The 19327-nt window shown below is 52.3% G+C and carries 23 protein-coding genes and 1 tRNA gene; 17 read left to right on the forward strand and 7 right to left on the reverse strand.

The genetic code is table 11. From position 1 onward, the window contains the following. Nucleotides 1-154: 154 nt before the first annotated feature. The 14 genes from fliF (at nt 155) to rcsA (ending at nt 11662) form a co-directional block, all read left to right on the forward strand. Nucleotides 155-1837, forward strand: a complete 1683-nt coding sequence (fliF, locus tag N0B36_RS07280) for a flagellar basal-body MS-ring/collar protein FliF (protein ID WP_016156841.1) — start codon at nt 155-157, stop codon at nt 1835-1837. Further along, nucleotides 1830-2825 (forward strand): flagellar motor switch protein FliG, encoded by a 996-nt coding sequence (gene fliG, locus N0B36_RS07285; protein ID WP_016153488.1) that lies wholly within the window; start codon nt 1830-1832, stop codon nt 2823-2825. The genes fliF and fliG overlap by 8 nt, the downstream gene beginning before the upstream one ends. Then, the gene (fliH, locus tag N0B36_RS07290; RefSeq protein ID WP_259686263.1) at nt 2818-3525 is read left to right on the forward strand and encodes a flagellar assembly protein FliH; all 708 of its coding nucleotides are present in this window, start codon (nt 2818-2820) and stop codon (nt 3523-3525) included. Before fliG ends, fliH begins: the two co-directional genes overlap by 8 nt. Beyond that, entirely contained in the window at nt 3525-4895 is a 1371-nt protein-coding gene (gene fliI / locus N0B36_RS07295) for a flagellar protein export ATPase FliI (protein WP_259686264.1), read from the forward strand. The genes fliH and fliI overlap by 1 nt, the downstream gene beginning before the upstream one ends. A 21-nt stretch (nt 4896-4916) precedes the next feature. Continuing rightward, nucleotides 4917-5360, forward strand: coding sequence for a flagellar export protein FliJ (gene fliJ, locus N0B36_RS07300; RefSeq protein WP_016153491.1), 444 nt, complete (start codon nt 4917-4919; stop codon nt 5358-5360). Further along, a complete protein-coding gene (fliK, locus tag N0B36_RS07305; protein ID WP_259686265.1) occupies nt 5357-6571 on the forward strand; it encodes a flagellar hook length control protein FliK in 1215 nt (404 codons plus the stop codon). Before fliJ ends, fliK begins: the two co-directional genes overlap by 4 nt. 104 nt (nt 6572-6675) lie before the next feature. Beyond that, the gene (fliL, locus tag N0B36_RS07310) at nt 6676-7143 is read left to right on the forward strand and encodes a flagellar basal body-associated protein FliL (protein WP_016153493.1); all 468 of its coding nucleotides are present in this window, start codon (nt 6676-6678) and stop codon (nt 7141-7143) included. 4 nt (nt 7144-7147) lie between these two features. Beyond that, on the forward strand, nt 7148-8152 hold the full coding sequence (gene fliM, locus N0B36_RS07315) for a flagellar motor switch protein FliM (RefSeq protein WP_003030434.1): 1005 nt from the start codon (nt 7148-7150) through the stop codon (nt 8150-8152). Continuing rightward, nucleotides 8149-8562, forward strand: a complete 414-nt coding sequence (gene fliN, locus N0B36_RS07320) for a flagellar motor switch protein FliN (RefSeq protein WP_003030433.1) — start codon at nt 8149-8151, stop codon at nt 8560-8562. The genes fliM and fliN overlap by 4 nt, the downstream gene beginning before the upstream one ends. After that, nucleotides 8562-8939 carry a flagellar biosynthetic protein FliO gene (gene fliO, locus N0B36_RS07325; protein WP_029139581.1) on the forward strand — a complete coding sequence of 126 codons (378 nt, stop codon included), beginning with the start codon at nt 8562-8564 and terminating at the stop codon, nt 8937-8939. The genes fliN and fliO overlap by 1 nt, the downstream gene beginning before the upstream one ends. Further along, nucleotides 8939-9676 carry a flagellar type III secretion system pore protein FliP gene (fliP, locus tag N0B36_RS07330; RefSeq protein WP_006684053.1) on the forward strand — a complete coding sequence of 246 codons (738 nt, stop codon included), beginning with the start codon at nt 8939-8941 and terminating at the stop codon, nt 9674-9676. Before fliO ends, fliP begins: the two co-directional genes overlap by 1 nt. Before the next feature lie 9 nt (nt 9677-9685). Further along, a complete protein-coding gene (fliQ, locus tag N0B36_RS07335) occupies nt 9686-9955 on the forward strand; it encodes a flagellar biosynthesis protein FliQ (protein ID WP_003030425.1) in 270 nt (89 codons plus the stop codon). Nucleotides 9956-9963: 8 nt separating this feature from the next. Beyond that, nucleotides 9964-10749, forward strand: a complete 786-nt coding sequence (gene fliR, locus N0B36_RS07340; RefSeq protein WP_019077076.1) for a flagellar biosynthetic protein FliR — start codon at nt 9964-9966, stop codon at nt 10747-10749. Between the two features lie 289 nt (nt 10750-11038). Then, on the forward strand, nt 11039-11662 hold the full coding sequence (rcsA, locus tag N0B36_RS07345; RefSeq protein ID WP_016153497.1) for a transcriptional regulator RcsA: 624 nt from the start codon (nt 11039-11041) through the stop codon (nt 11660-11662). A gap of 54 nt (nt 11663-11716) precedes the next feature. On the opposite strand, the gene dsrB is transcribed toward rcsA, so the two are convergent. Then, nucleotides 11717-11905 (reverse strand): protein DsrB, encoded by a 189-nt coding sequence (dsrB, locus tag N0B36_RS07350; RefSeq protein WP_003030419.1) that lies wholly within the window; start codon nt 11903-11905, stop codon nt 11717-11719. A gap of 163 nt (nt 11906-12068) precedes the next feature. Here dsrB and yodD point away from each other — a divergent pair, with 163 nt between their 5' ends. Continuing rightward, nucleotides 12069-12296, forward strand: coding sequence for a YodD family peroxide/acid resistance protein (gene yodD, locus N0B36_RS07355; RefSeq protein WP_003030417.1), 228 nt, complete (start codon nt 12069-12071; stop codon nt 12294-12296). Nucleotides 12297-12502: 206 nt separating this feature from the next. On the opposite strand, the gene N0B36_RS07360 is transcribed toward yodD, so the two are convergent. Further along, nucleotides 12503-12685 carry a YodC family protein gene (locus N0B36_RS07360; protein ID WP_016153498.1) on the reverse strand — a complete coding sequence of 61 codons (183 nt, stop codon included), beginning with the start codon at nt 12683-12685 and terminating at the stop codon, nt 12503-12505. A 77-nt stretch (nt 12686-12762) separates the two neighbouring features. Continuing rightward, nucleotides 12763-13674, reverse strand: coding sequence for a DUF808 domain-containing protein (locus N0B36_RS07365; protein ID WP_029139582.1), 912 nt, complete (start codon nt 13672-13674; stop codon nt 12763-12765). 178 nt (nt 13675-13852) lie between these two features. On the opposite strand from N0B36_RS07365, the gene yedA reads away from it, so the two are divergent. After that, complete coding sequence (gene yedA, locus N0B36_RS07370) at nt 13853-14773, forward strand: drug/metabolite exporter YedA (RefSeq protein WP_016156848.1); 921 nt, start codon at nt 13853-13855, stop codon at nt 14771-14773. On the opposite strand, the gene N0B36_RS07375 is transcribed toward yedA, so the two are convergent. From N0B36_RS07375 to N0B36_RS07385, 3 genes are all read right to left on the reverse strand, one after another. Beyond that, nucleotides 14765-15232 carry a very short patch repair endonuclease gene (locus N0B36_RS07375; protein ID WP_181221612.1) on the reverse strand — a complete coding sequence of 156 codons (468 nt, stop codon included), beginning with the start codon at nt 15230-15232 and terminating at the stop codon, nt 14765-14767. The two genes, yedA and N0B36_RS07375, sit on opposite strands and share 9 nt — an antisense overlap. After that, nucleotides 15213-16643: a DNA cytosine methyltransferase gene (locus N0B36_RS07380; protein ID WP_103847940.1), complete on the reverse strand. Its 1431-nt coding sequence runs from the start codon at nt 16641-16643 to the stop codon at nt 15213-15215. Before N0B36_RS07380 ends, N0B36_RS07375 begins: the two co-directional genes overlap by 20 nt. A 76-nt stretch (nt 16644-16719) precedes the next feature. Next, nucleotides 16720-17412, reverse strand: a complete 693-nt coding sequence (locus N0B36_RS07385; RefSeq protein ID WP_053389322.1) for a phosphohydrolase — start codon at nt 17410-17412, stop codon at nt 16720-16722. Nucleotides 17413-17855: 443 nt separating this feature from the next. Here N0B36_RS07385 and ompC point away from each other — a divergent pair, with 443 nt between their 5' ends. Further along, nucleotides 17856-19034, forward strand: a complete 1179-nt coding sequence (gene ompC / locus N0B36_RS07390) for a porin OmpC (protein WP_259686331.1) — start codon at nt 17856-17858, stop codon at nt 19032-19034. 168 nt (nt 19035-19202) lie between these two features. Here the strand turns inward: ompC and N0B36_RS07395 are convergent. After that, a tRNA-Ser gene (locus N0B36_RS07395) sits at nt 19203-19292 on the reverse strand. Nucleotides 19293-19327: the final 35 nt, after the last annotated feature.

Consider the following 19327-nt stretch of genomic DNA (forward strand, 5'->3'; position numbering starts at 1 on the left):
GTTAAATAACGATAAAAAACCACGGTTTTTAACGCATAGAAAAATTCGAAACCGCAAATAATGAGACCGTCAATTTTTCGAGTTTGCTGACCCGGGAGTGAGTCTTGTTCCACTTTGCAAAAAACGCCGTCCACGATAAGCCACGAGGTGCGAGATGAGTGCGACAGCATCGACTGCAACCCAGCTTAAACCTCTCGAGTGGTTAAACCGCCTGCGCGCGAATCCCAGAATTCCTCTGATTGTGGCGGGAGCCGCTGCCGTCGCGATCATCGTGGCGATGGTCCTGTGGGCCAAAGCGCCTGACTACCGCACGCTGTTCAGCAATCTTTCCGATCAGGATGGTGGCGCGATAGTCACCCAACTGACGCAGATGAACGTTCCCTACCGTTTTACTGAGGGAAGCGGCGCCATTGAAGTTCCTGCCGATAAAGTCCACGAACTGCGTTTACGTCTGGCGCAGCAAGGTCTGCCCAAAGGCGGCGCGGTGGGTTTTGAACTGCTGGATCAGGAAAAATTTGGTATCAGCCAGTTTAGCGAGCAGGTCAACTACCAGCGCGCGCTGGAAGGTGAATTAGCCCGTACAATTGAAACGTTGGGACCGGTAAAACGCGCCCGCGTGCATCTGGCTATGCCAAAACCGTCGCTGTTTGTGCGTGAGCAAAAAGCGCCTTCAGCCTCCGTCACCGTCAATCTGGAACCGGGTCGCGCGCTGGATGAAGGTCAGATCAGTGCGGTCACGCATCTGGTTTCCAGCGCTGTTGCAGGCTTGCCGCCGGGCAACGTTACGCTGGTCGACCAGGCGGGTCATCTGTTAACCCAGTCAAATACCAGTAGCCGCGATCTTAACGATGCGCAGTTGAAATACGCCAGCGACGTCGAAGGCCGCGTTCAGCGCCGTATCGAATCAATTCTGTCGCCGATTGTCGGCAACGGTAACGTACATGCGCAGGTTACCGCGCAACTGGATTTTGCCAACAAAGAGCAAACCGAAGAACAGTACCGTCCAAACGGTGATGAGTCCCAGGCCGTGCTGCGTTCTCGTCAGTTGAACGTCAGTGAGCAGGTCGGTAGCGGAGCACCAGGCGGTGTCCCGGGCGCGTTGTCAAATCAGCCCGCTCCGGCAAATACTGCGCCAATCGCCAACCCACCCGCTAATCAGCAAAACGCGCAAAATACGCAAAACGCACAGACGGCGAATAACAGTAATAATGCCGGCCCGCGCAATACTCAGCGCAATGAAACCAGCAACTATGAAGTTGACCGCACCATTCGCCATACCAAAATGAACGTTGGCGATGTGCAGCGTCTCTCGGTGGCTGTCGTGGTCAATTACAAAACGTTACCAGACGGCAAACCGTTGCCGTTAACCGCCGAGCAGATGAAACAGATTGAGGATCTGACCCGCGAAGCGATGGGATTCTCCGACAAGCGTGGCGATACCCTGAACGTGGTGAACTCTCCCTTCACGGCGACCGACGATTCCATTGGCGAGCTACCGTTCTGGAAACAGCCGTTCTTTATTGATCAGTTAATGTCCGCAGGTCGTTGGTTGCTGGTTCTGTTGGTGGCGTGGATCCTGTGGCGGAAAGCCGTTCGTCCGCAGTTGGTCCGTCGCAGTGAAGAAGCGAAAGCCGTACAAGAACAAACGCGTGTCCGTCAGGAAACCGAAGAAGCGGTAGAAGTTCGCCTCAGCAAAGACGAACAAACCCAGCAGCGTCGTACTAATCAGCGTCTGGGAGCAGAAGTCATGAGTCAGCGTATTCGTGAAATGTCAGATAACGATCCGCGCGTCGTGGCGCTGGTCATTCGCCAGTGGATGAGTAACGATCATGAGTAATCTTACCGGTACCGATAAAAGCGTTATCCTGCTGATGACCATTGGCGAAGATCGCGCGGCGGAGGTGTTTAAGCACCTTTCCACGCGCGAAGTTCAGGCGCTCAGTACGGCGATGGCGAATGTACGCCAGATTTCCAACAAGCAGTTGACGGAAGTGCTGGCCGAATTTGAACAAGAAGCCGAACAGTTTGCCGCGCTGAATATCAACGCCAACGAATATCTGCGCTCCGTACTGGTGAAAGCGCTGGGCGAGGAACGTGCCTCCAGTCTGCTGGAAGATATTCTGGAAACCCGCGATACCACCAGCGGCATTGAAACGCTTAACTTTATGGAGCCGCAAAGCGCCGCCGACCTTATCCGCGACGAGCATCCGCAGATTATCGCCACCATTCTGGTGCACCTCAAGCGGGGCCAGGCTGCCGATATACTGGCGCTTTTCGACGAGCGTTTACGTCACGACGTGATGCTGCGTATCGCCACCTTTGGCGGCGTACAGCCTGCCGCGCTGGCAGAACTGACCGAGGTTCTCAACGGCCTGCTCGATGGCCAGAACCTCAAGCGCAGCAAAATGGGCGGCGTGAGAACGGCGGCAGAAATTATCAACCTGATGAAAACCCAGCAGGAAGAAGCGGTTATTACCGCCGTACGCGAATTCGACGGCGAGCTGGCGCAGAAAATTATCGACGAGATGTTCCTGTTCGAGAACCTGGTGGATGTCGACGATCGCAGTATCCAGCGCCTGCTGCAGGAAGTGGATTCCGAATCGTTGCTGATTGCCCTGAAAGGTGCCGAACAGCCGCTGCGCGAGAAGTTCCTGCGCAACATGTCGCAGCGTGCTGCCGATATTCTGCGCGACGACCTCGCCAACCGCGGTCCGGTGCGTTTGTCGCAGGTGGAAAACGAACAGAAAGCCATTCTGCTTATTGTGCGTCGTCTGGCGGAAACCGGCGAGATGGTGATAGGCAGCGGCGAGGATACCTATGTCTAACGAACTGCCGTGGAAAGTCTGGACCCCGGACGACCTCGCCCCACCGATGGCGGAGTTCGTACTGGCTGACCACAGCGAAACTCCGCAGTCAGAAGAAACAGCAGAACCAGAGCTTTCCGCAGAGCAACAGCTTGAACAGCAGCTCGCACAGCTGCAACTGCAGGCCCATGAGCAAGGTTATAACGCGGGTCTGGCGGAAGGTCGGCAAAAAGGCCACGAACAAGGTTATCAGGAAGGCCTGAGTCAGGGGCTGGAGCAAGGCCAGAACCAGGCGCGCGCTCAGCATGCGCCGATCCATGCCCGCATGCAGCAGCTGGTGAGCGAGTTTCAGAATACGCTGGACGCACTGGACAGCGTAATTGCCTCGCGTCTGATGCAAATGGCGCTGGAAGCTGCGCGTCAGGTTATTGGCCAGACGCCTATTGTGGATAACGCTGCGCTGATTAAACAAATCCAACAGCTGTTGCAGCAAGAACCGCTGTTTAGCGGTAAACCGCAGCTACGCGTACATCCGGACGATCTCCAGCGTGTAGAGGAGATGCTCGGTGCGACCCTCAGCCTGCACGGCTGGCGGCTGCGCGGCGATCCGACGCTGCATCACGGCGGCTGTAAAGTCTCAGCCGATGAAGGCGATCTGGATGCCAGCGTCGCTACGCGCTGGCAAGAACTCTGCCGTCTGGCAGCGCCGGGAGTCGTGTAATGACCACTCGCCTGACTCGCTGGCTCAACACGCTGGACAGCTTCGAAGAGAAAATGTCGCTACTGCCTGCGGTGCGCCGTTACGGTCGCCTGACCCGCGCCACTGGGCTGGTGCTGGAGGCCACGGGATTACAGTTGCCGCTGGGTGCCACCTGCGTTATTGAACGCCAGGACGGCAACGAAACCCAGGAGGTCGAAAGTGAAGTCGTGGGCTTTAACGGTCAGCGTCTGTTTCTGATGCCCCTCGAAGAGGTTGAAGGCGTTCTGCCCGGCGCGCGCGTTTACGCGAAGAACATTGCCGGAGAAGGTCTGCAAAGCGGGAAGCAATTACCGCTTGGCCCTGCATTGCTGGGTCGGGTGCTTGACGGTAGCGGCAAACCACTCGACGGTCTGCCCGCCCCGGATACCACCGAAACCGGGGCGCTGATTACGCCGCCGTTTAACCCGCTACAACGCACCGCGATTGAACACGTCCTGGATACCGGCGTACGCCCCATCAACGCGTTGTTAACCGTCGGTCGCGGTCAGCGTATGGGACTTTTCGCGGGCTCCGGTGTCGGTAAAAGCGTTCTGCTCGGCATGATGGCGCGCTATACCCAGGCCGATGTTATCGTCGTGGGTCTGATTGGCGAACGTGGTCGCGAAGTTAAAGATTTTATTGAAAATATTCTCGGTACCGACGGTCGTGCACGCTCGGTGGTGATTGCTGCTCCCGCAGATGTCTCGCCGCTGTTACGTATGCAAGGCGCGGCCTATGCCACGCGTATCGCCGAAGATTTTCGCGATCGTGGACAGCACGTATTGCTGATTATGGATTCCCTCACCCGCTATGCGATGGCGCAACGTGAAATAGCCCTGGCGATCGGAGAGCCGCCGGCAACGAAAGGTTATCCCCCCTCAGTATTCGCCAAATTACCGGCACTGGTCGAACGTGCCGGGAACGGTATTCACGGCGGCGGTTCCGTTACCGCTTTTTACACGGTACTGACCGAAGGTGACGACCAGCAGGACCCCATTGCGGATTCCGCGCGCGCGATTCTGGACGGCCACATTGTGCTGTCCCGTCATCTGGCCGAGGCGGGTCACTATCCGGCCATCGATATTGAAGCTTCGATCAGCCGCGCCATGACCGCGCTCATTAGTGAACAACACTATGAGCGGGTACGTAACTTTAAACAGCTGCTATCCAGCTTCCAGCGCAACCGCGATCTGGTCAGCGTGGGGGCGTATGCCAAAGGCAGCGATCCCATGCTGGATAAAGCCATCGCCCTATGGCCACAACTGGAAGCATTCTTACAGCAAGGCATTTTTGAACGAGCGGACTGGGAAGATTCTCTGCACGCGTTAGAACTGATTTTCCCTGGTGTGTGAGTAAGCAGGAGAGCATAGGTCATGGCACAACATGGTGCATTAGCCACACTGAAAGACCTGGCTGAAAAAGAGGTAGATGACGCCGCTGTCTTATTGGGAGAGATGCGTCGTGGCTGTCAGCAGGCGGAAGAGCAGTTGAAAATGCTGATCGATTATCAGCATGAGTATCGCAACAATCTGAACAGTGACATGGGTCAGGGTATTACCAGTAATCGCTGGATCAATTACCAACAATTTATTCAGACGCTGGAAAAAGCGATTGAGCAACACCGCCAACAGCTCAATCAGTGGACGCAGAAAGTAGACCAGGCATTGAACAGTTGGCGCGACAAAAAACAACGTTTACAGGCGTGGCAGACTCTGCAGGACAGACAAACCTCGGCGGCGTTACTGGCCGAAAACCGCCTGGATCAGAAAAAAATGGATGAATTTGCTCAGCGCGCAGCTATGAGGAAACCCGAATGATTACTTTACCCCAACTGATTACCACCGATACCGACGTAGCCGCAGGTCTTCAGTCAGGCAAAGCGGTTGATTCACCCGAGGATTTTTTAGCGCTGCTGGCGGGTGCATTAGGTGCGGACAACGCGCAGGGTAAAGACGCCCCGCTGTCGTTTGCCGACTTACAGGCGGCCGGTAGCAAACTGCAAAAAGGGTTATTGCAAAAAAATGGCGATTCAGCACCGTCGCTCAAGTTGACCGAACTACTGGCGCAAAAAGAGATGCACACTGATGCTTCTCTTGTCGACATGACAGACGCCCAGCAACTGTTGTCTGCCCTCACGCCCTCACTGAAAGTTAATGCCCTGACGACTCTGGGCAAAGTCGCTCAGCAGGATAAAAAAAACACCGCACTGAGCGATGAGGATCTCGCCAACCTGAGCGCGTTGTTCGCCATGCTGCCAGGACAACCGCAGACCACGCCGGCCGTCGACAGCGCGCCAGCCCCCGTTGATGCGACGCTTTCGGCGTTGTCACGAGGTTCGGTACACAGCGCTATCGCCGATAATGCTGGCGAATTGCTGCCAGGTGATGCCAAAAAAGGCAAAGCGGATATTGCAACGCCTGCCAGCAGCGTAGATCAGACAAACAATCCGACATTAACCCCGTTGACGGCAGCGGCGACGACCAGAGCGGAAATTGAAAGCGCCCCTTCGCCGACCAGCATTGGCATGGCGACGGCGCCGTTAAGTAGCCCGCAGCCCCACGCTCAGCCGTTACCGACCGCCGCACCAGTGCTAAGCGCGCCATTGGGTAGCCAGGAATGGCAGCAATCACTGAGCCAGCACGTCACTCTGTTTACTCGCCAGGGCCAGCAAAGCGCGGAACTGCGTCTGCATCCACAGGATCTGGGCCAGGTGCACATTTCCCTCAAGCTGGATGACAACCTCGCGCAGTTGCAAATGGTATCGCCACACAGTCACGTGCGCGCTGCGCTGGAAGCTGCATTACCGATGCTGCGTACGCAGTTGGCTGAAAGCGGTATCCAGCTTGGACAAAGCAGTATCAGTAGTGAAAGCTTTGCCGGTAATCAGCAGTCTTCCGGGCAGCAACAGCAGGCGGGTCGCGCTCAGGGACAAGACATTTTTGCCGCTGAAGATGACGCCGTACTGGCAGCGCCAGCCTCACTGCAAGCCGCAGCACGCGGTGATGGAGCAGTAGACATCTTCGCCTAACGCCAGAGGTAGCATGATTATCCGCGTCTTTTCCACGCTTTGTCGTGGACAGGACACGGGATAATCAGCCCATAAGCTGTACCGAAACAGGAAGCCCGTATCTGATGACTGACTCCGCGATTAACAAAAAAAGTAAACGCGCTATTTGGATCCCTCTGCTGGTATTGATTACCCTCGCCGCCTGCGCAACTGCGGGTTATAGCTACTGGCGCATGCAGCAGCAGCCGTCCGCCAGCGTCAAAGCGGAACCGGCTCCACCGCCAGCCCCGGTATTCTTTGCGCTGGATACCTTTACCGTCAATCTGGGTGATGCGGACCGTGTACTGTATATCGGTATCACGCTGCGCATGAAAGACGAGGCAACGCGTTCACGTCTTAACGAATATCTGCCGGAAGTGCGCAGCCGCTTGCTGCTGCTGTTCTCTCGTCAGAACGCGGCTACGCTCGCCACCGAAGAAGGTAAGCAACAGCTCATTGCCGCCATCAAAGAGACGCTCGCGACTCCGCTCGTTGTTGGGCAACCCAAACAGGTTGTCACCGACGTTCTTTATACAGCTTTTATTCTGCGGTAAAGACATGGGCGACAGTATTCTTTCTCAGGCTGAAATCGACGCATTGCTTAATGGCGATAGCGAAACTAAAGACGAACCCATTTCCGGTATCGCAAAAGAAAGCGATATTCGTCCTTACGATCCCAACACCCAGCGCCGCGTGGTACGTGAGCGTTTACAGGCGCTGGAGATCATTAACGAACGCTTCGCGCGCCAGTTCCGTATGGGGTTATTTAACCTGTTGCGCCGTAGCCCGGATATTACCGTGGGTGCGATCCGTATCCAGCCATACCACGAGTTTGCGCGCAACTTACCGGTTCCGACCAACCTGAACTTAATCCACCTGAAGCCGCTGCGCGGTACGGGTCTGGTGGTGTTCTCACCGAGTCTGGTATTTATCGCCGTCGATAACCTGTTCGGCGGTGATGGCCGCTTCCCGACGAAAGTGGAAGGCCGCGAATTTACCCATACCGAACAGCGCGTTATCAACCGCATGCTGAAGCTGGCGCTGGAAAGTTACAGCGACGCGTGGAAGGCCATCAATCCGCTGGAAGTGGAATACGTTCGTTCCGAGATGCAGGTGAAATTTACCAATATCACCACGTCTCCTAACGACATCGTGGTCAATACCCCATTCCACGTTGAAATTGGCAATCTGACCGGTGAATTTAACATCTGTCTGCCATTCAGCATGATTGAACCGTTGCGTGAGCTGCTGGTGAACCCGCCGCTGGAAAACTCGCGTAATGAAGATCAGAACTGGCGCAATAATCTGGTGCGTCAGGTTCAGCATTCTGAGCTGGAGTTGGTGGCAAACTTTGCTGACATTCCGCTGCGGCTATCCCAGATTTTAAAACTGAAACCCGGCGATGTACTGCCGATTGAAAAACCCGACCGCATTATTGCTCATGTGGACGGCGTGCCTGTACTGACCAGCCAGTATGGCACGGTGAACGGTCAGTATGCGTTACGCGTAGAACATCTGATAAACCCGATTTTGAATTCGCTGAATGAGGAACAGCCCAAATGAGTGATATGAATAATCCGTCCGATGAGAACACTGGTGCATTGGACGATCTGTGGGCTGACGCGTTAAACGAGCAAAAAACCACGCCCACCAAAAGTGCGGCCGATGCGGTATTCCAGCAGTTAGGTGGCGGCGACGTCAGCGGTGCCTTGCAGGACATCGACCTGATCATGGACATTCCGGTCAAACTGACCGTCGAATTGGGCCGAACCCGCATGACCATCAAAGAGCTGCTGCGTCTGACGCAGGGTTCGGTCGTCGCGTTGGATGGTCTGGCGGGCGAGCCGCTGGATATCCTGATCAACGGTTACCTGATTGCCCAGGGTGAAGTGGTGGTTGTCGCAGACAAATACGGCGTACGTATCACCGACATTATTACCCCATCTGAACGCATGCGCCGTCTGAGCCGTTAATCATGAATACCCAGGCTACAGTTTCTCAGCCAGCCGCCGTACCCGGCTCACCGCTGGTTCAGGTAAGCGGCGCGCTGCTTGGGATCATCGTATTGATCCTGGCTGCAGCCTGGGTGATTAAGCGTATGGGGTTTGCCCCCAAAAGCGCCGGTACGCGCGGACTGAAAGTTGCGGCAAGTACCTCACTGGGTCCACGTGAGCGCGTGGTGATTGTTGAGGTTGAAGATGCGCGCCTGGTACTGGGCGTCACGGCCTCGCAAATTAACGTGCTGCACACCCTGCCCCCGGCGCCTGCTGATGCAGAAGAAAAACCGGCCTCCCCCGCGGATTTCCAGGCCATGATGAAGAGTTTGCTTAAGCGTCCCGGGAGATCCTGATGCGCCGTTTGTTATCTATCACGCTGGCAGGCTTATGGCTTTTCAGCCCAGTAGCCCTCGCCCAGCTCCCGGGTCTGGTTAGCCAGCCGCTGCCTGGCGGCGGACAAAGCTGGTCTTTACCCGTGCAAACGCTGGTGTTTATCACCTCGCTGACGTTCCTGCCCGCCATTTTATTGATGATGACCAGCTTCACCCGCATCATCATCGTTTTCGGTCTGTTACGAAATGCGCTGGGAACCCCTTCGGCCCCCCCGAACCAGGTGCTACTGGGCCTGGCGCTATTTTTGACCTTTTTCATCATGTCGCCGGTAATCGACAAAATCTACGTTGACGCATATCAGCCATTCAGCGAAGAGAAAATCTCTATGCAGGAAGCCATGGAGAAAGGCGCACAGCCGCTGCGCGAGTTTATGTTGCGCCAGACCCGTGAAGCCGATCTGGCACTCTTCGCGCGCTTAGCAAACAGCGGTCCCCTACAGGGACCAGAAGCCGTACCGATGCGGATTTTGCTTCCAGCCTATGTCACCAGCGAGCTGAAAACGGCATTCCAGATAGGCTTTACCATTTTTATTCCGTTTCTGATTATCGACCTGGTCATCGCCAGCGTGCTGATGGCGCTCGGGATGATGATGGTCCCCCCGGCCACGATCGCGCTACCGTTCAAGCTGATGCTGTTTGTGTTGGTAGACGGTTGGCAGTTGCTTGTCGGCTCGCTAGCACAAAGCTTTTACAGTTAGAGGCGCGAAATGACACCTGAATCGGTCATGATGATGGGCACAGAGGCGATGAAAGTCGCCCTGGCCCTTGCCGCGCCTTTGCTGTTGGTCGCCCTCGTCACAGGTCTTATCATCAGTATTTTGCAGGCGGCGACCCAGATAAACGAAATGACGCTGTCCTTCATTCCCAAAATTGTCGCGGTTTTTATTGCCATCATTGTTGCCGGCCCGTGGATGCTTAACCTGCTGCTCGACTACGTGCGTACGCTGTTCAGCAATATCCCCTACATCATCGGATAGATGACATTATGCTGCAGGTGACCAGCGTTGAGTGGCTTCACTGGCTGAATCTTTACTTCTGGCCTTTGCTGCGCATCCTGGCGCTCATCTCAACGGCTCCAATTCTCAGCGAGCGCGCGATCCCCAAACGAGTAAAACTGGGGCTGGGGTTAATGATAACCGTCGTTATCGCTCCGTCGATTCCCCCGGTAGACGTCCCTATCTTTTCTATCGGGGCGCTATGGCAGGCAATGCAACAAATCCTGATCGGCATCGCTCTGGGCTTCACTATGCAGTTTGCCTTCGCGGCAGTACGTACCGCCGGGGAATTAATTGGTCTGCAAATGGGTCTCTCCTTCGCAACCTTCTTTGATCCCGGCAGCCGTCTGAATATGCCGGTACTGGCGAGACTGATCGACATGCTCGCCATGCTGTTATTCCTGACTTTTAACGGCCATTTGTGGCTTATTTCGCTGTTGGTGGATACATTTCATACCTTGCCAATCGGCGGCAATCCGGTGAACAGCAATGCGTTTCTCGCGCTGGCGCGGGCGGGTAGCCTGATTTTCCTCAACGGGCTAATGTTGGCCCTGCCGATAATGACGCTGCTACTCACCCTAAACCTCGCACTCGGTCTGTTGAATCGCATGGCTCCTCAACTGTCGATTTTCGTTATCGGTTTTCCACTCACCCTCGCCGTGGGTATTTCATTAATGGCGGCCCTGATGCCATTAATTGCGCCATTCTGCGAGCGATTATTCAGCGAAATTTTTAATTTGTTGGCTGATATTGTCAGCGAAATGCCCGGAAAATAATAACCCTTAATTTTTATCCTGTTTTACTAAGGATTGTCCTAAATTTAAAAAGCGACAACATCCACCAGGATATCTCTGTCGCGGTTTATTTATTATTGACTCACTCACATAACGCAACATTTACTTTACTTTAAGATGTTTCCTGGCAAATTATACGCAACTTTACGGGATAGTAATTTCGCCTGAAAAACAGCGAAAGCGTCATCTTGGGTCGTTATTATTCCGTTTAGTTGTGATGAAAATAATCAGGTAAGGGGAATTATCGTTACGCATTGAGTGAGGGTATGCCATGTCAACGATTATTATGGATTTGTGCAGTTACACCCGGCTAGGGTTGACCGGATATCTGGTAAGTCGGGGGGTGAAGAAAAGGGAAATCAACAACATTTCCAACGTTGAGGAGCTCAGTCTCGCCTGTGTCTCTCAACAGCCCGCTGTGGTGTTTATTAATGAGGACTGCTTTATCCACGATCCTGCTAATAGCCAGCAAATAAAGCAAATCATTAATCAGCATCCTGGCACATTATTTATTGTGTTTATGGCAATTGCCAACGTGCATTTTGATGAGTATCTATTAGTAAGAAAAAATTTACTGATCAGTTCTAAGTCGATTAAACCAGATTCACTGGATGAACTCCTTGGCGATATTCTGAAAAAAGAAGTAGATTTTGTCATTGATGTGAATCTGCCGACATTATCATTGAGCCGTACCGAGTCCAGCATGCTACGCATGTGGATGGAGGGTCAGGGAACAATACAGATATCCGACCAAATGAATATCAAGGCCAAGACCGTGTCATCCCATAAGGGGAATATAAAACGAAAGATAAAGACGCATAATAAGCAAGTTATCTATCACGTTGTGAGACTCACCGATAACGTTACCAATGGTATCTTTGTGAATACGCGCTAACACGTTCTGACTGGTGGCGAATCCACCAGTCAGGATCATGCAGCAAAACTCACCTTATTCTACTTTTTCCACGAAGATACCATCCTGATGACCTGACTCATTAAAGAACCAGATACCGAGCGGGTAGTCTTCCAGCGAAACCAGGTACATGGTGCCTTCACTAAACTCTTCGATAGCCAGTACCACGCCCGGTCGACGAGGACCGCCGTCCGTTTTGACTGTGACCCGATCATTCACCTTCATAGTTTTCCTCCTGTGGCTTTGTGCCAGTGTAGAACAATTTCCTTTTTCTGGCAGCGCCCGCCTCGCGCGATTGCGGGTTTTATCGACGGTCTATACTTAAGTTGTGCGTATCTGATGTTTGGATGCGCTCCCCCGGTATCCTTAACGGTTGAGAGGTATGAGGATGAAAACCGCGAAAGAGTACAGCGATACGGCCAAACGTGAAGTCAGCGTCGATGTGGACGCGCTACTGAAGGCAATCAACGAAATCTGCGAGAGTGAAATTCATCGCAGTCAGGATGACCCTGAACGCGTCAGCGTCGACGGACGTGATTACCACACGTGGCATGAACTGGCCGACGCGTTCGAGCTTGATATCCATGATTTTAGCGTGTCGGAGATCAATCGCTGACTGAGGGCGAAAAAAATCCCGGCCCTTATCGGGTCGGGATCAAGCTTGCTTATGCAAGAAGCACTTGAAAATTCGTTACACCAGGAAATCTGATGTGAAACAAACCTTATCTGCAATTTTTTTGCCTGACAAGTAAATAATTCTCACTAAAATGATAAATATAACTAATGATTGAAAGATCACCCGGTTACGCGCACCCCAGGTGTTCAGGCATCCTGGCAGAGCTTTCTTCGCTCGCCCGGCACCAGTTCATCTTCACGGAATGCTTCCCGTTTGACGCCAAAGCCGTCGTACCAGCGACACTCCACCATTCCGCTGGCATACCCGGTAACGATCATGCGTGGGCCACCCTCTTTGGAGGTGACTTCCTCACTGACAGAAAAGACCATACCTGCCTCCTGTATCAAGAGAAACCTTTACACCTTAGACGACAAAGAAGGGTTTTGCGTAATCAACCCTGCGACAATTAGTGCGAAACTCCGCGCACTCTGGCGACGGTTTTCACCAGCAGCACCACTATTGCGCCAATGATAAATCCGAGCACCAGATTCAGCAGGGTCGGAAGCATCAGCGCAATCAATGCACTTTGCTGTTGGGCAAAATGTTCAATCGCATGATGCAGCGGTGTTATTCCGTGCACCACAATTCCGCCGCCAACCAAAAACATCGCCAGCGTGCCGACCACGGAAAGTGTTTTCATAAGCCAGGGAGCAACGACCAGCAACCCTTTACCCAGCGACTGGGCCAGCGTACTGCGCTTTTCTGCCAACCAGTATCCGATATCATCGAGCTTAACGATAATCCCGACCAGGCCGTAGACTCCCACAGTCACCACTAACGCGATGCCAGATAACACCAACACCTGATTCAACAATGGCGCATCCGCTACGATCCCCAGCGTAATCGCGACAATCTCAGCAGATAAAATAAAGTCGGTACGTATCGCTCCTTTGATTTTATCTTTCTCAAAGGTGAGTGGATCCTGCGCTGCCAAAGATGTCAGACGCTGCTGACGCTCTTCCGGGGTTTCTTTGTGCTTACGCGCTTCCAGGGTATGGAGAACTTTTTCTACACCTTCAAAACAGAGGAACGCCCCGCCTACCATTAATAAGGGGGTGATCGCCCATGGAATGAAGGCGCTTATCAATAGCGCCAACGGCACAAGGATAACTTTGTTAACAAACGATCCTTTCGCGACGCTCCAGACCACCGGGAGTTCACGGTTCGCCCGCACACCCGACACCTGCTGCGCGTTAAGCGACAGATCATCTCCCAGCACACCCGCGGTTTTTTTCGCGGCCAGTTTTCCCATGACAGAGATATCATCCAGCAAAGTGGCGATATCATCGAGTAAGGTCAATAAGCTACTTCCTGCCAAAATTTTTACCCTCAATATTATTTTTTTGCAGTCATAAGTATGAAGTAAAACACGCAATGCTGAAACTGACCTTTCTGGTCAACAAATTTTTAACATCGCCACGTAATTATAAATCTCGCCAGCAAGATAGTTTTGACGTTTACTATGTTGCACCTTTTTATTTCCACCGTGAGGGATTATGCGTTTCAGGCAATTGCTACCGCTTTTCAGTGCGCTTTTCGCGCTGTACATCATTTGGGGTTCCACGTACTTCGTTATTCGCATTGGCGTTGAAAGCTGGCCGCCGTTGATGATGGCTGGCGTTCGTTTTCTCTCTGCGGGGATTTTATTAACAGCATTCTTACTAATCCGCGGACATAAGCTGCCGCCTCTGCGCGTGCTCCTGAACGCCGCGTTAATTGGTATCCTGCTGCTGGCTGTCGGTAACGGACTGGTCACCGTCGCAGAACATCAAAACGTGCCTTCCGGTATTGCCGCCGTGGTGGTCGCCACCGTTCCGCTGTTTACGCTGTGTTTTAGCCACTTTTTTGGCATCAAAACGCGCAAACTTGAATGGATGGGGATCGCAATTGGACTCGCGGGGATCATCATGCTGAACAGCGGTGGTAATTTGAGTGGTAATCCATGGGGAGCAATTTTAATCCTGATAGGTTCGATAAGCTGGGCGTTTGGCTCAGTGTACGGCTCGCGCATAACGTTACCCGTTGGCATGATGGCCGGAGCCATTGAAATGTTAGCCGCCGGTATTGTGCTGATGTGCGCCTCGCTGATTTCCGGGGAAAAGTTGACCACTATGCCGACGTTTTCAGGCTTTATGGCGGTCGCCTATCTGGCCGTGTTTGGTTCTATTATTGCCATCAACGCGTATATGTACTTGATCCGCAACGTCAGCCCGGCATTAGCCACTAGCTATGCCTACGTTAATCCGGTTGTCGCCGTACTGTTAGGTACCGGCCTGGGAGGAGAAAGTCTGGCACCCATCGAATGGCTGGCGCTTGGCGTGATTGTATTTGCGGTGGTACTGGTCACACTCGGTAAATACTTATTTCCCATTAAAGCGGACGCCGTTGCGACCCCGTCGGAAAAGACGTTACAGTAAATGGATACCGAGGGGGTCGATCTGCGCACTGTCGCCACCGCCGCAGATCCACTCGATGACGCGTTCGGACAACGCGTCCTCCCCCAGCTTTTCGCGCCCACGCAGGGCGCACTCCCAGACAATCAGTACGCGCCAGCCCAAAGCCTGCAATTTTTCACAATCCCGCGCGTCACGCTGGACATTCTTGCCTATTTTTTCCAGCCAGAACGCTGTTCGTGTGGCGGGGACTTTGAATAGATAGCAGTTGTGATGATGCCAGAAACAGCCGTGGGTAAAAATCACACAACGATAATCATCCACCACGAAATCGGGACGACCGGGTAACGTCGCATCCTGCACGCGAAACGTTACCCCCTGCTCTGTCAGTACGCTGGCAAGGCGTTTTTCAATTGCGGTATCGCGGGTTGCTATCGCCCGCATATTTTTACTGCGCGTCGCTTTATCGTGAACGTCTGCCATGCAGTTTCTCTTTCTCGCGAATAGCAACCGCCTGTTTGATTTTTGGCTCCAGCAGTCTGGCTACCGCCGCAAATGCCGGGACGACCACCGAATTACCAAACTGACGATAAGCCTGTGTGTCCGACACCGGGATCCTGAACTGATAGCCCTGAGGTGATTCAAATCCCATCAGGCGCGCGCACTCTCTGGGCGTCAGCCTGCGCGGACGGTATCGCTGATTGTGCGGATCATCAAAATCCTTTTCACCCAGCGCCATATCCCAGCCGCGGTCGATCAAGATCTCGGCCCCATCTTTATAGTAACGCGCCGATAATGTGCGCGTTACGCAATCGGGATTGCCGGGATACACCATGCCATAGCCAAATCCATTGCCCCGTGCCTGATGCTTTTTCGCATAACGATACAGATATTTCCACAGCACCGGCGTGAGCACATATTTTGCGTCGACGGTCGGCTCAAGTAGCTCCGCCAGCGTCGTACGCCGCTGAGGATAGCGGGAGACAATATCGCGCAGCGTGAAGTCTGATTTCAGATCCAGATCGCGGCGAAAGCCGACGAGCACAATACGTTCGCGATGCTGGGGCAAAAAATGTTGCCCATCGATAATTTTCGGATCGTCCGGCCCGTTATCGTGTGCATCAGCCACGTCATAACCCAGCTCATCCAGCGTTTGCATAATGATGCGGAACGTTTTCCCCTGATCGTGACTCTTCAGGTTTTTGACGTTTTCGAGCACAAATATTGCCGGCCGACGCGCATCGATGATGCGCACCACGTCAAAAAAAAGTGTGCCTTGCGTATCGCAGGCGAAGCCATGAGCCCGCCCTAACGCGTTTTTCTTTGATACACCGGCCAGAGAGAATGGCTGACAAGGAAATCCCGCCAGCAGCACGTCATGCTGCGGAACATGCTGGCGGATATGTTCCGCCGCCTGCAGGTCGCTCACCCCATCATGATGACTGAGGGTGATATCGCGAATATCTTCATTAAAATGGTGCTGGTGAGGATCACAGTAGTGATTCGCTTTGTAGGTGCGCACCGCATGCTTGTTCCACTCACTGGTAAACACGCACTGCCCGCCAATCGCCTCAAAGCCGCGACGAATGCCGCCAATACCGGCAAAAAGATCGATAAAGCGAAAAGCATAATGTGGATGATGCGCAGGCGGCCTCGGCAGCAAGTCGTTCAGATGAGCCAACTCACCGTCGCTGAGGCGATGCCACGTTTCATTGGCAACCACTCGCTTGAAGATGGCCGGACTCCAGCGGTTCTCGCCAACACCATTCAGATGAGCAACCAGCGTTTTCACGTCATATATTTCAAGCAACTTAGCCAAAATCACCTGTGCGGCGGCCTCGTTATCATCTGTCATCGGGTTCATGGAACCTGCTACTGAAAAATTATCCTGCATACATTTAACCGGCCGAAATGGATAGCTGACAGGTTAACATAATTTAGCGCGGTTGACGTTGCGGCTGTACTGGCGACTAACGCAGCTTAAAGGGTTGAATCGCGTCAAGATCCAGCATTTCATATTCTCCTTTTAACTCCGCACTCAGCTTCGCCATGTACGTCAGTAAGAAGTCAGCATTATGTTGCGCCAAATGCCGACCGTGTTCAGTTTGCATCGTCAGCGGCAGCGTCAACAATTTGGTCTGGAAGTGATCGAGTGCGTACTGTTTATCATCAAGGCTACGCTGTCGGGCAAACGGATCTTCCGCATCAAACAGCGCCACGCCTAACGCGCCGGACACGGCAAATACCCGTGCTAAACCAATTGCGCCCAACGCCTCAAGCCGGTCAGCATCCTGCACGATTTTGGCTTCAAGGGTTTCTGGTACGATTTTGGCGCTGAAACTGTGCGCCTCAATAGCATGGCACACGGCAGGTAATCGTTGTTGTGGGAAATCAGGGAAATCACGCTTCAAAACGCGACGCGTTTCCTGGGCTGCCAGTACCGACGAACGATGACGATCGGGATGGTTCTTCGGCAAACTGACGAGATCGTGGAAGTAGCACGCCGTCAGCACCACCAGCCAGTCTACGGTCACATCCATGCTCAACTTTTGTGATGTCATCCAGACGCGACGAAAATGAAAGATGTCATGGGCAGCGTCGTGCCCGGAATGATTGTCACGTAACCAGGCTTCAAATTTCGACTGCCAGTACTGTAGTTCCATACTCTCGCTCTTCGCAGAAAGAAAACCACCTTAGCAACAATTCTTATGTCAGACTACCGTCGACGCTTTTTTATCATCAATACATATTATTCACTTAACAAGCATCACTATAATGGATATATAAATCCATTATTCAAAACAAGCAGTTCAATTATAATCTCGCATGCAAAATAAATAACAAATATCAATAATATACATTCAACAAGATAGAACAAAAGAAATCATAACTATATGATAAAAAATACATTTATATGAATTATATTAATTCAAATGACATGCAGTTTTAATTATATAAAAGCAACAATGAAACATCTTGAAATATCTTAAATACATTTGTTACATGTTATATTTAAAATTAAATGAACTTCATAGATAGTATTCAAATGTAGTCTTTCAGATAGCGCTACATATTCATTTTAATTATTATATAAAGGGAATACATAATGAAAAGAAAAGTACTGGCACTGCTTCTCCCTGCCTTATTAGCTGCAAGCGCAGCAAATGCGGCTGAAATTTATAATAAGAACGGCAATAAACTGGATCTGTACGGTAAAGTTGCTGCTCTGCGTTATTTCTCTGACGACGCAGGCAGCGACGGCGATCAGACCTATGCACGTCTGGGTTTCAAAGGCGAAACGCAAATCAACGATATCCTAACTGGCTATGGTCAGTGGGAATATAACATTCAAGCCAACGGCACCGATGGTGACAAAGGCGATTCATGGACTCGTCTGGCTTTCGCGGGCTTTGGATTTGGTGAGAACGGTACCTTTGATTACGGTCGTAACTATGGCGTCGTCTATGACGTAGAAGCCTGGACCGATATGCTGCCGGAATTTGGGGGTGATACTTATGCCCAGACCGACGTCTATATGACCGGTCGTACCAACGGTGTTGCTACCTACCGTAATAAAGGCTTCTTTGGTCAGGTTGATGGTCTGAACTTTGCCTTGCAGTACCAGGGTAACAACGAAGGTAGCAGCGCAAATCAAGAAGGTTCTGGTAATAGTAAAGGTAGAAAACTGGCGAAAGAAAATGGCGACGGTTTCGGTATGTCTACCTCCTATGACTTCGACTTCGGTTTGAGCCTGGGTGCCGCATACTCCAGCTCTGACCGTACCAATGACCAGGTTTCCCGTGGCCGTGGCGATAGTACTCATGTCAATAGCTACGCTGGCGGTGAAACAGCAGATGCCTGGACCGTTGGCGCTAAATATGATGCCTACAACGTTTACCTGGCAGCCATGTATTCTGAAACTCGCAATATGACCTATTACGGTTCAGGTGATGGATTTGCTGGCGGTATCGCTAACAAAACGCAAAACTTTGAAGCGACCGCTCAATATCAGTTTGATTTTGGTCTGCGCCCAGCAGTTTCTTTCCTGATGTCTAAAGGCGTTGATTTAGGTGGCTGGGAATACGACGGCAATGGCAATCCACGCTACACCAACAAAGATCTAGTTAAATATGTTGATGTGGGGATGACTTACTACTTCAATAAAAACATGTCCACCTATGTTGATTATAAAATCAACCTGCTGGACGAAGACGACAACTTCTATGAAAGCAATGGTATTGCGACAGATGACATCGTTGCCGTTGGTTTAGTCTATCAGTTCTAATTGATGCGCAAACAGGCAAGCCCGCTTTTTATAAAGCGGGCTTTTTCTTTATACGAAGCGTATTTTTTACCACACGAGCATTACAACGATAAACTTGTGAGGATACTCAAAGAAAAAGACATCCATGAGAACTGTCGTTGAAAGCAAGGCGTGCAAGTGCTTGAATAGTGGCGGAGAGAGGGGGATTTGAACCCCCGGTAGAGTTACCCCTACTCCGGTTTTCGAGACCGGTCCATTCAGCCGCTCTGGCATCTCTCCGTTTTGGCGGTTGCCATGATGCCAGGTAATTTGGC

The sequence above is a fragment of the Citrobacter sp. XY323 genome, assembly GCF_025106035.1.
In the GTDB taxonomy this organism is placed as follows: domain Bacteria; phylum Pseudomonadota; class Gammaproteobacteria; order Enterobacterales; family Enterobacteriaceae; genus Citrobacter; species Citrobacter braakii.

What these genes read in the sequence shown, in the direction of transcription:
- fliF (WP_016156841.1), top strand. Translation starts at nt 155, where the DNA reads ATGAGTGCGACAGCATCGACTGCAACCCAGCTTAAACCTCTCGAGTGG.
- fliG (WP_016153488.1), top strand. Translation starts at nt 1,830, where the DNA reads ATGAGTAATCTTACCGGTACCGATAAAAGCGTTATCCTGCTGATGACC.
- fliH (WP_259686263.1), top strand. Translation starts at nt 2,818, where the DNA reads ATGTCTAACGAACTGCCGTGGAAAGTCTGGACCCCGGACGACCTCGCC.
- fliI (WP_259686264.1), top strand. Translation starts at nt 3,525, where the DNA reads ATGACCACTCGCCTGACTCGCTGGCTCAACACGCTGGACAGCTTCGAA.
- fliJ (WP_016153491.1), top strand. Translation starts at nt 4,917, where the DNA reads ATGGCACAACATGGTGCATTAGCCACACTGAAAGACCTGGCTGAAAAA.
- fliK (WP_259686265.1), top strand. Translation starts at nt 5,357, where the DNA reads ATGATTACTTTACCCCAACTGATTACCACCGATACCGACGTAGCCGCA.
- fliL (WP_016153493.1), top strand. Translation starts at nt 6,676, where the DNA reads ATGACTGACTCCGCGATTAACAAAAAAAGTAAACGCGCTATTTGGATC.
- fliM (WP_003030434.1), top strand. Translation starts at nt 7,148, where the DNA reads ATGGGCGACAGTATTCTTTCTCAGGCTGAAATCGACGCATTGCTTAAT.
- fliN (WP_003030433.1), top strand. Translation starts at nt 8,149, where the DNA reads ATGAGTGATATGAATAATCCGTCCGATGAGAACACTGGTGCATTGGAC.
- fliP (WP_006684053.1), top strand. Translation starts at nt 8,939, where the DNA reads ATGCGCCGTTTGTTATCTATCACGCTGGCAGGCTTATGGCTTTTCAGC.
- fliQ (WP_003030425.1), top strand. Translation starts at nt 9,686, where the DNA reads ATGACACCTGAATCGGTCATGATGATGGGCACAGAGGCGATGAAAGTC.
- fliR (WP_019077076.1), top strand. Translation starts at nt 9,964, where the DNA reads ATGCTGCAGGTGACCAGCGTTGAGTGGCTTCACTGGCTGAATCTTTAC.
- rcsA (WP_016153497.1), top strand. Translation starts at nt 11,039, where the DNA reads ATGTCAACGATTATTATGGATTTGTGCAGTTACACCCGGCTAGGGTTG.
- dsrB (WP_003030419.1), bottom strand. Translation starts at nt 11,905, where the DNA reads ATGAAGGTGAATGATCGGGTCACAGTCAAAACGGACGGCGGTCCTCGT.
- yodD (WP_003030417.1), top strand. Translation starts at nt 12,069, where the DNA reads ATGAAAACCGCGAAAGAGTACAGCGATACGGCCAAACGTGAAGTCAGC.
- N0B36_RS07360 (WP_016153498.1), bottom strand. Translation starts at nt 12,685, where the DNA reads ATGGTCTTTTCTGTCAGTGAGGAAGTCACCTCCAAAGAGGGTGGCCCA.
- yedA (WP_016156848.1), top strand. Translation starts at nt 13,853, where the DNA reads ATGCGTTTCAGGCAATTGCTACCGCTTTTCAGTGCGCTTTTCGCGCTG.
- N0B36_RS07375 (WP_181221612.1), bottom strand. Translation starts at nt 15,232, where the DNA reads ATGGCAGACGTTCACGATAAAGCGACGCGCAGTAAAAATATGCGGGCG.
- N0B36_RS07380 (WP_103847940.1), bottom strand. Translation starts at nt 16,643, where the DNA reads ATGCAGGATAATTTTTCAGTAGCAGGTTCCATGAACCCGATGACAGAT.
- N0B36_RS07385 (WP_053389322.1), bottom strand. Translation starts at nt 17,412, where the DNA reads ATGGAACTACAGTACTGGCAGTCGAAATTTGAAGCCTGGTTACGTGAC.
- ompC (WP_259686331.1), top strand. Translation starts at nt 17,856, where the DNA reads ATGAAAAGAAAAGTACTGGCACTGCTTCTCCCTGCCTTATTAGCTGCA.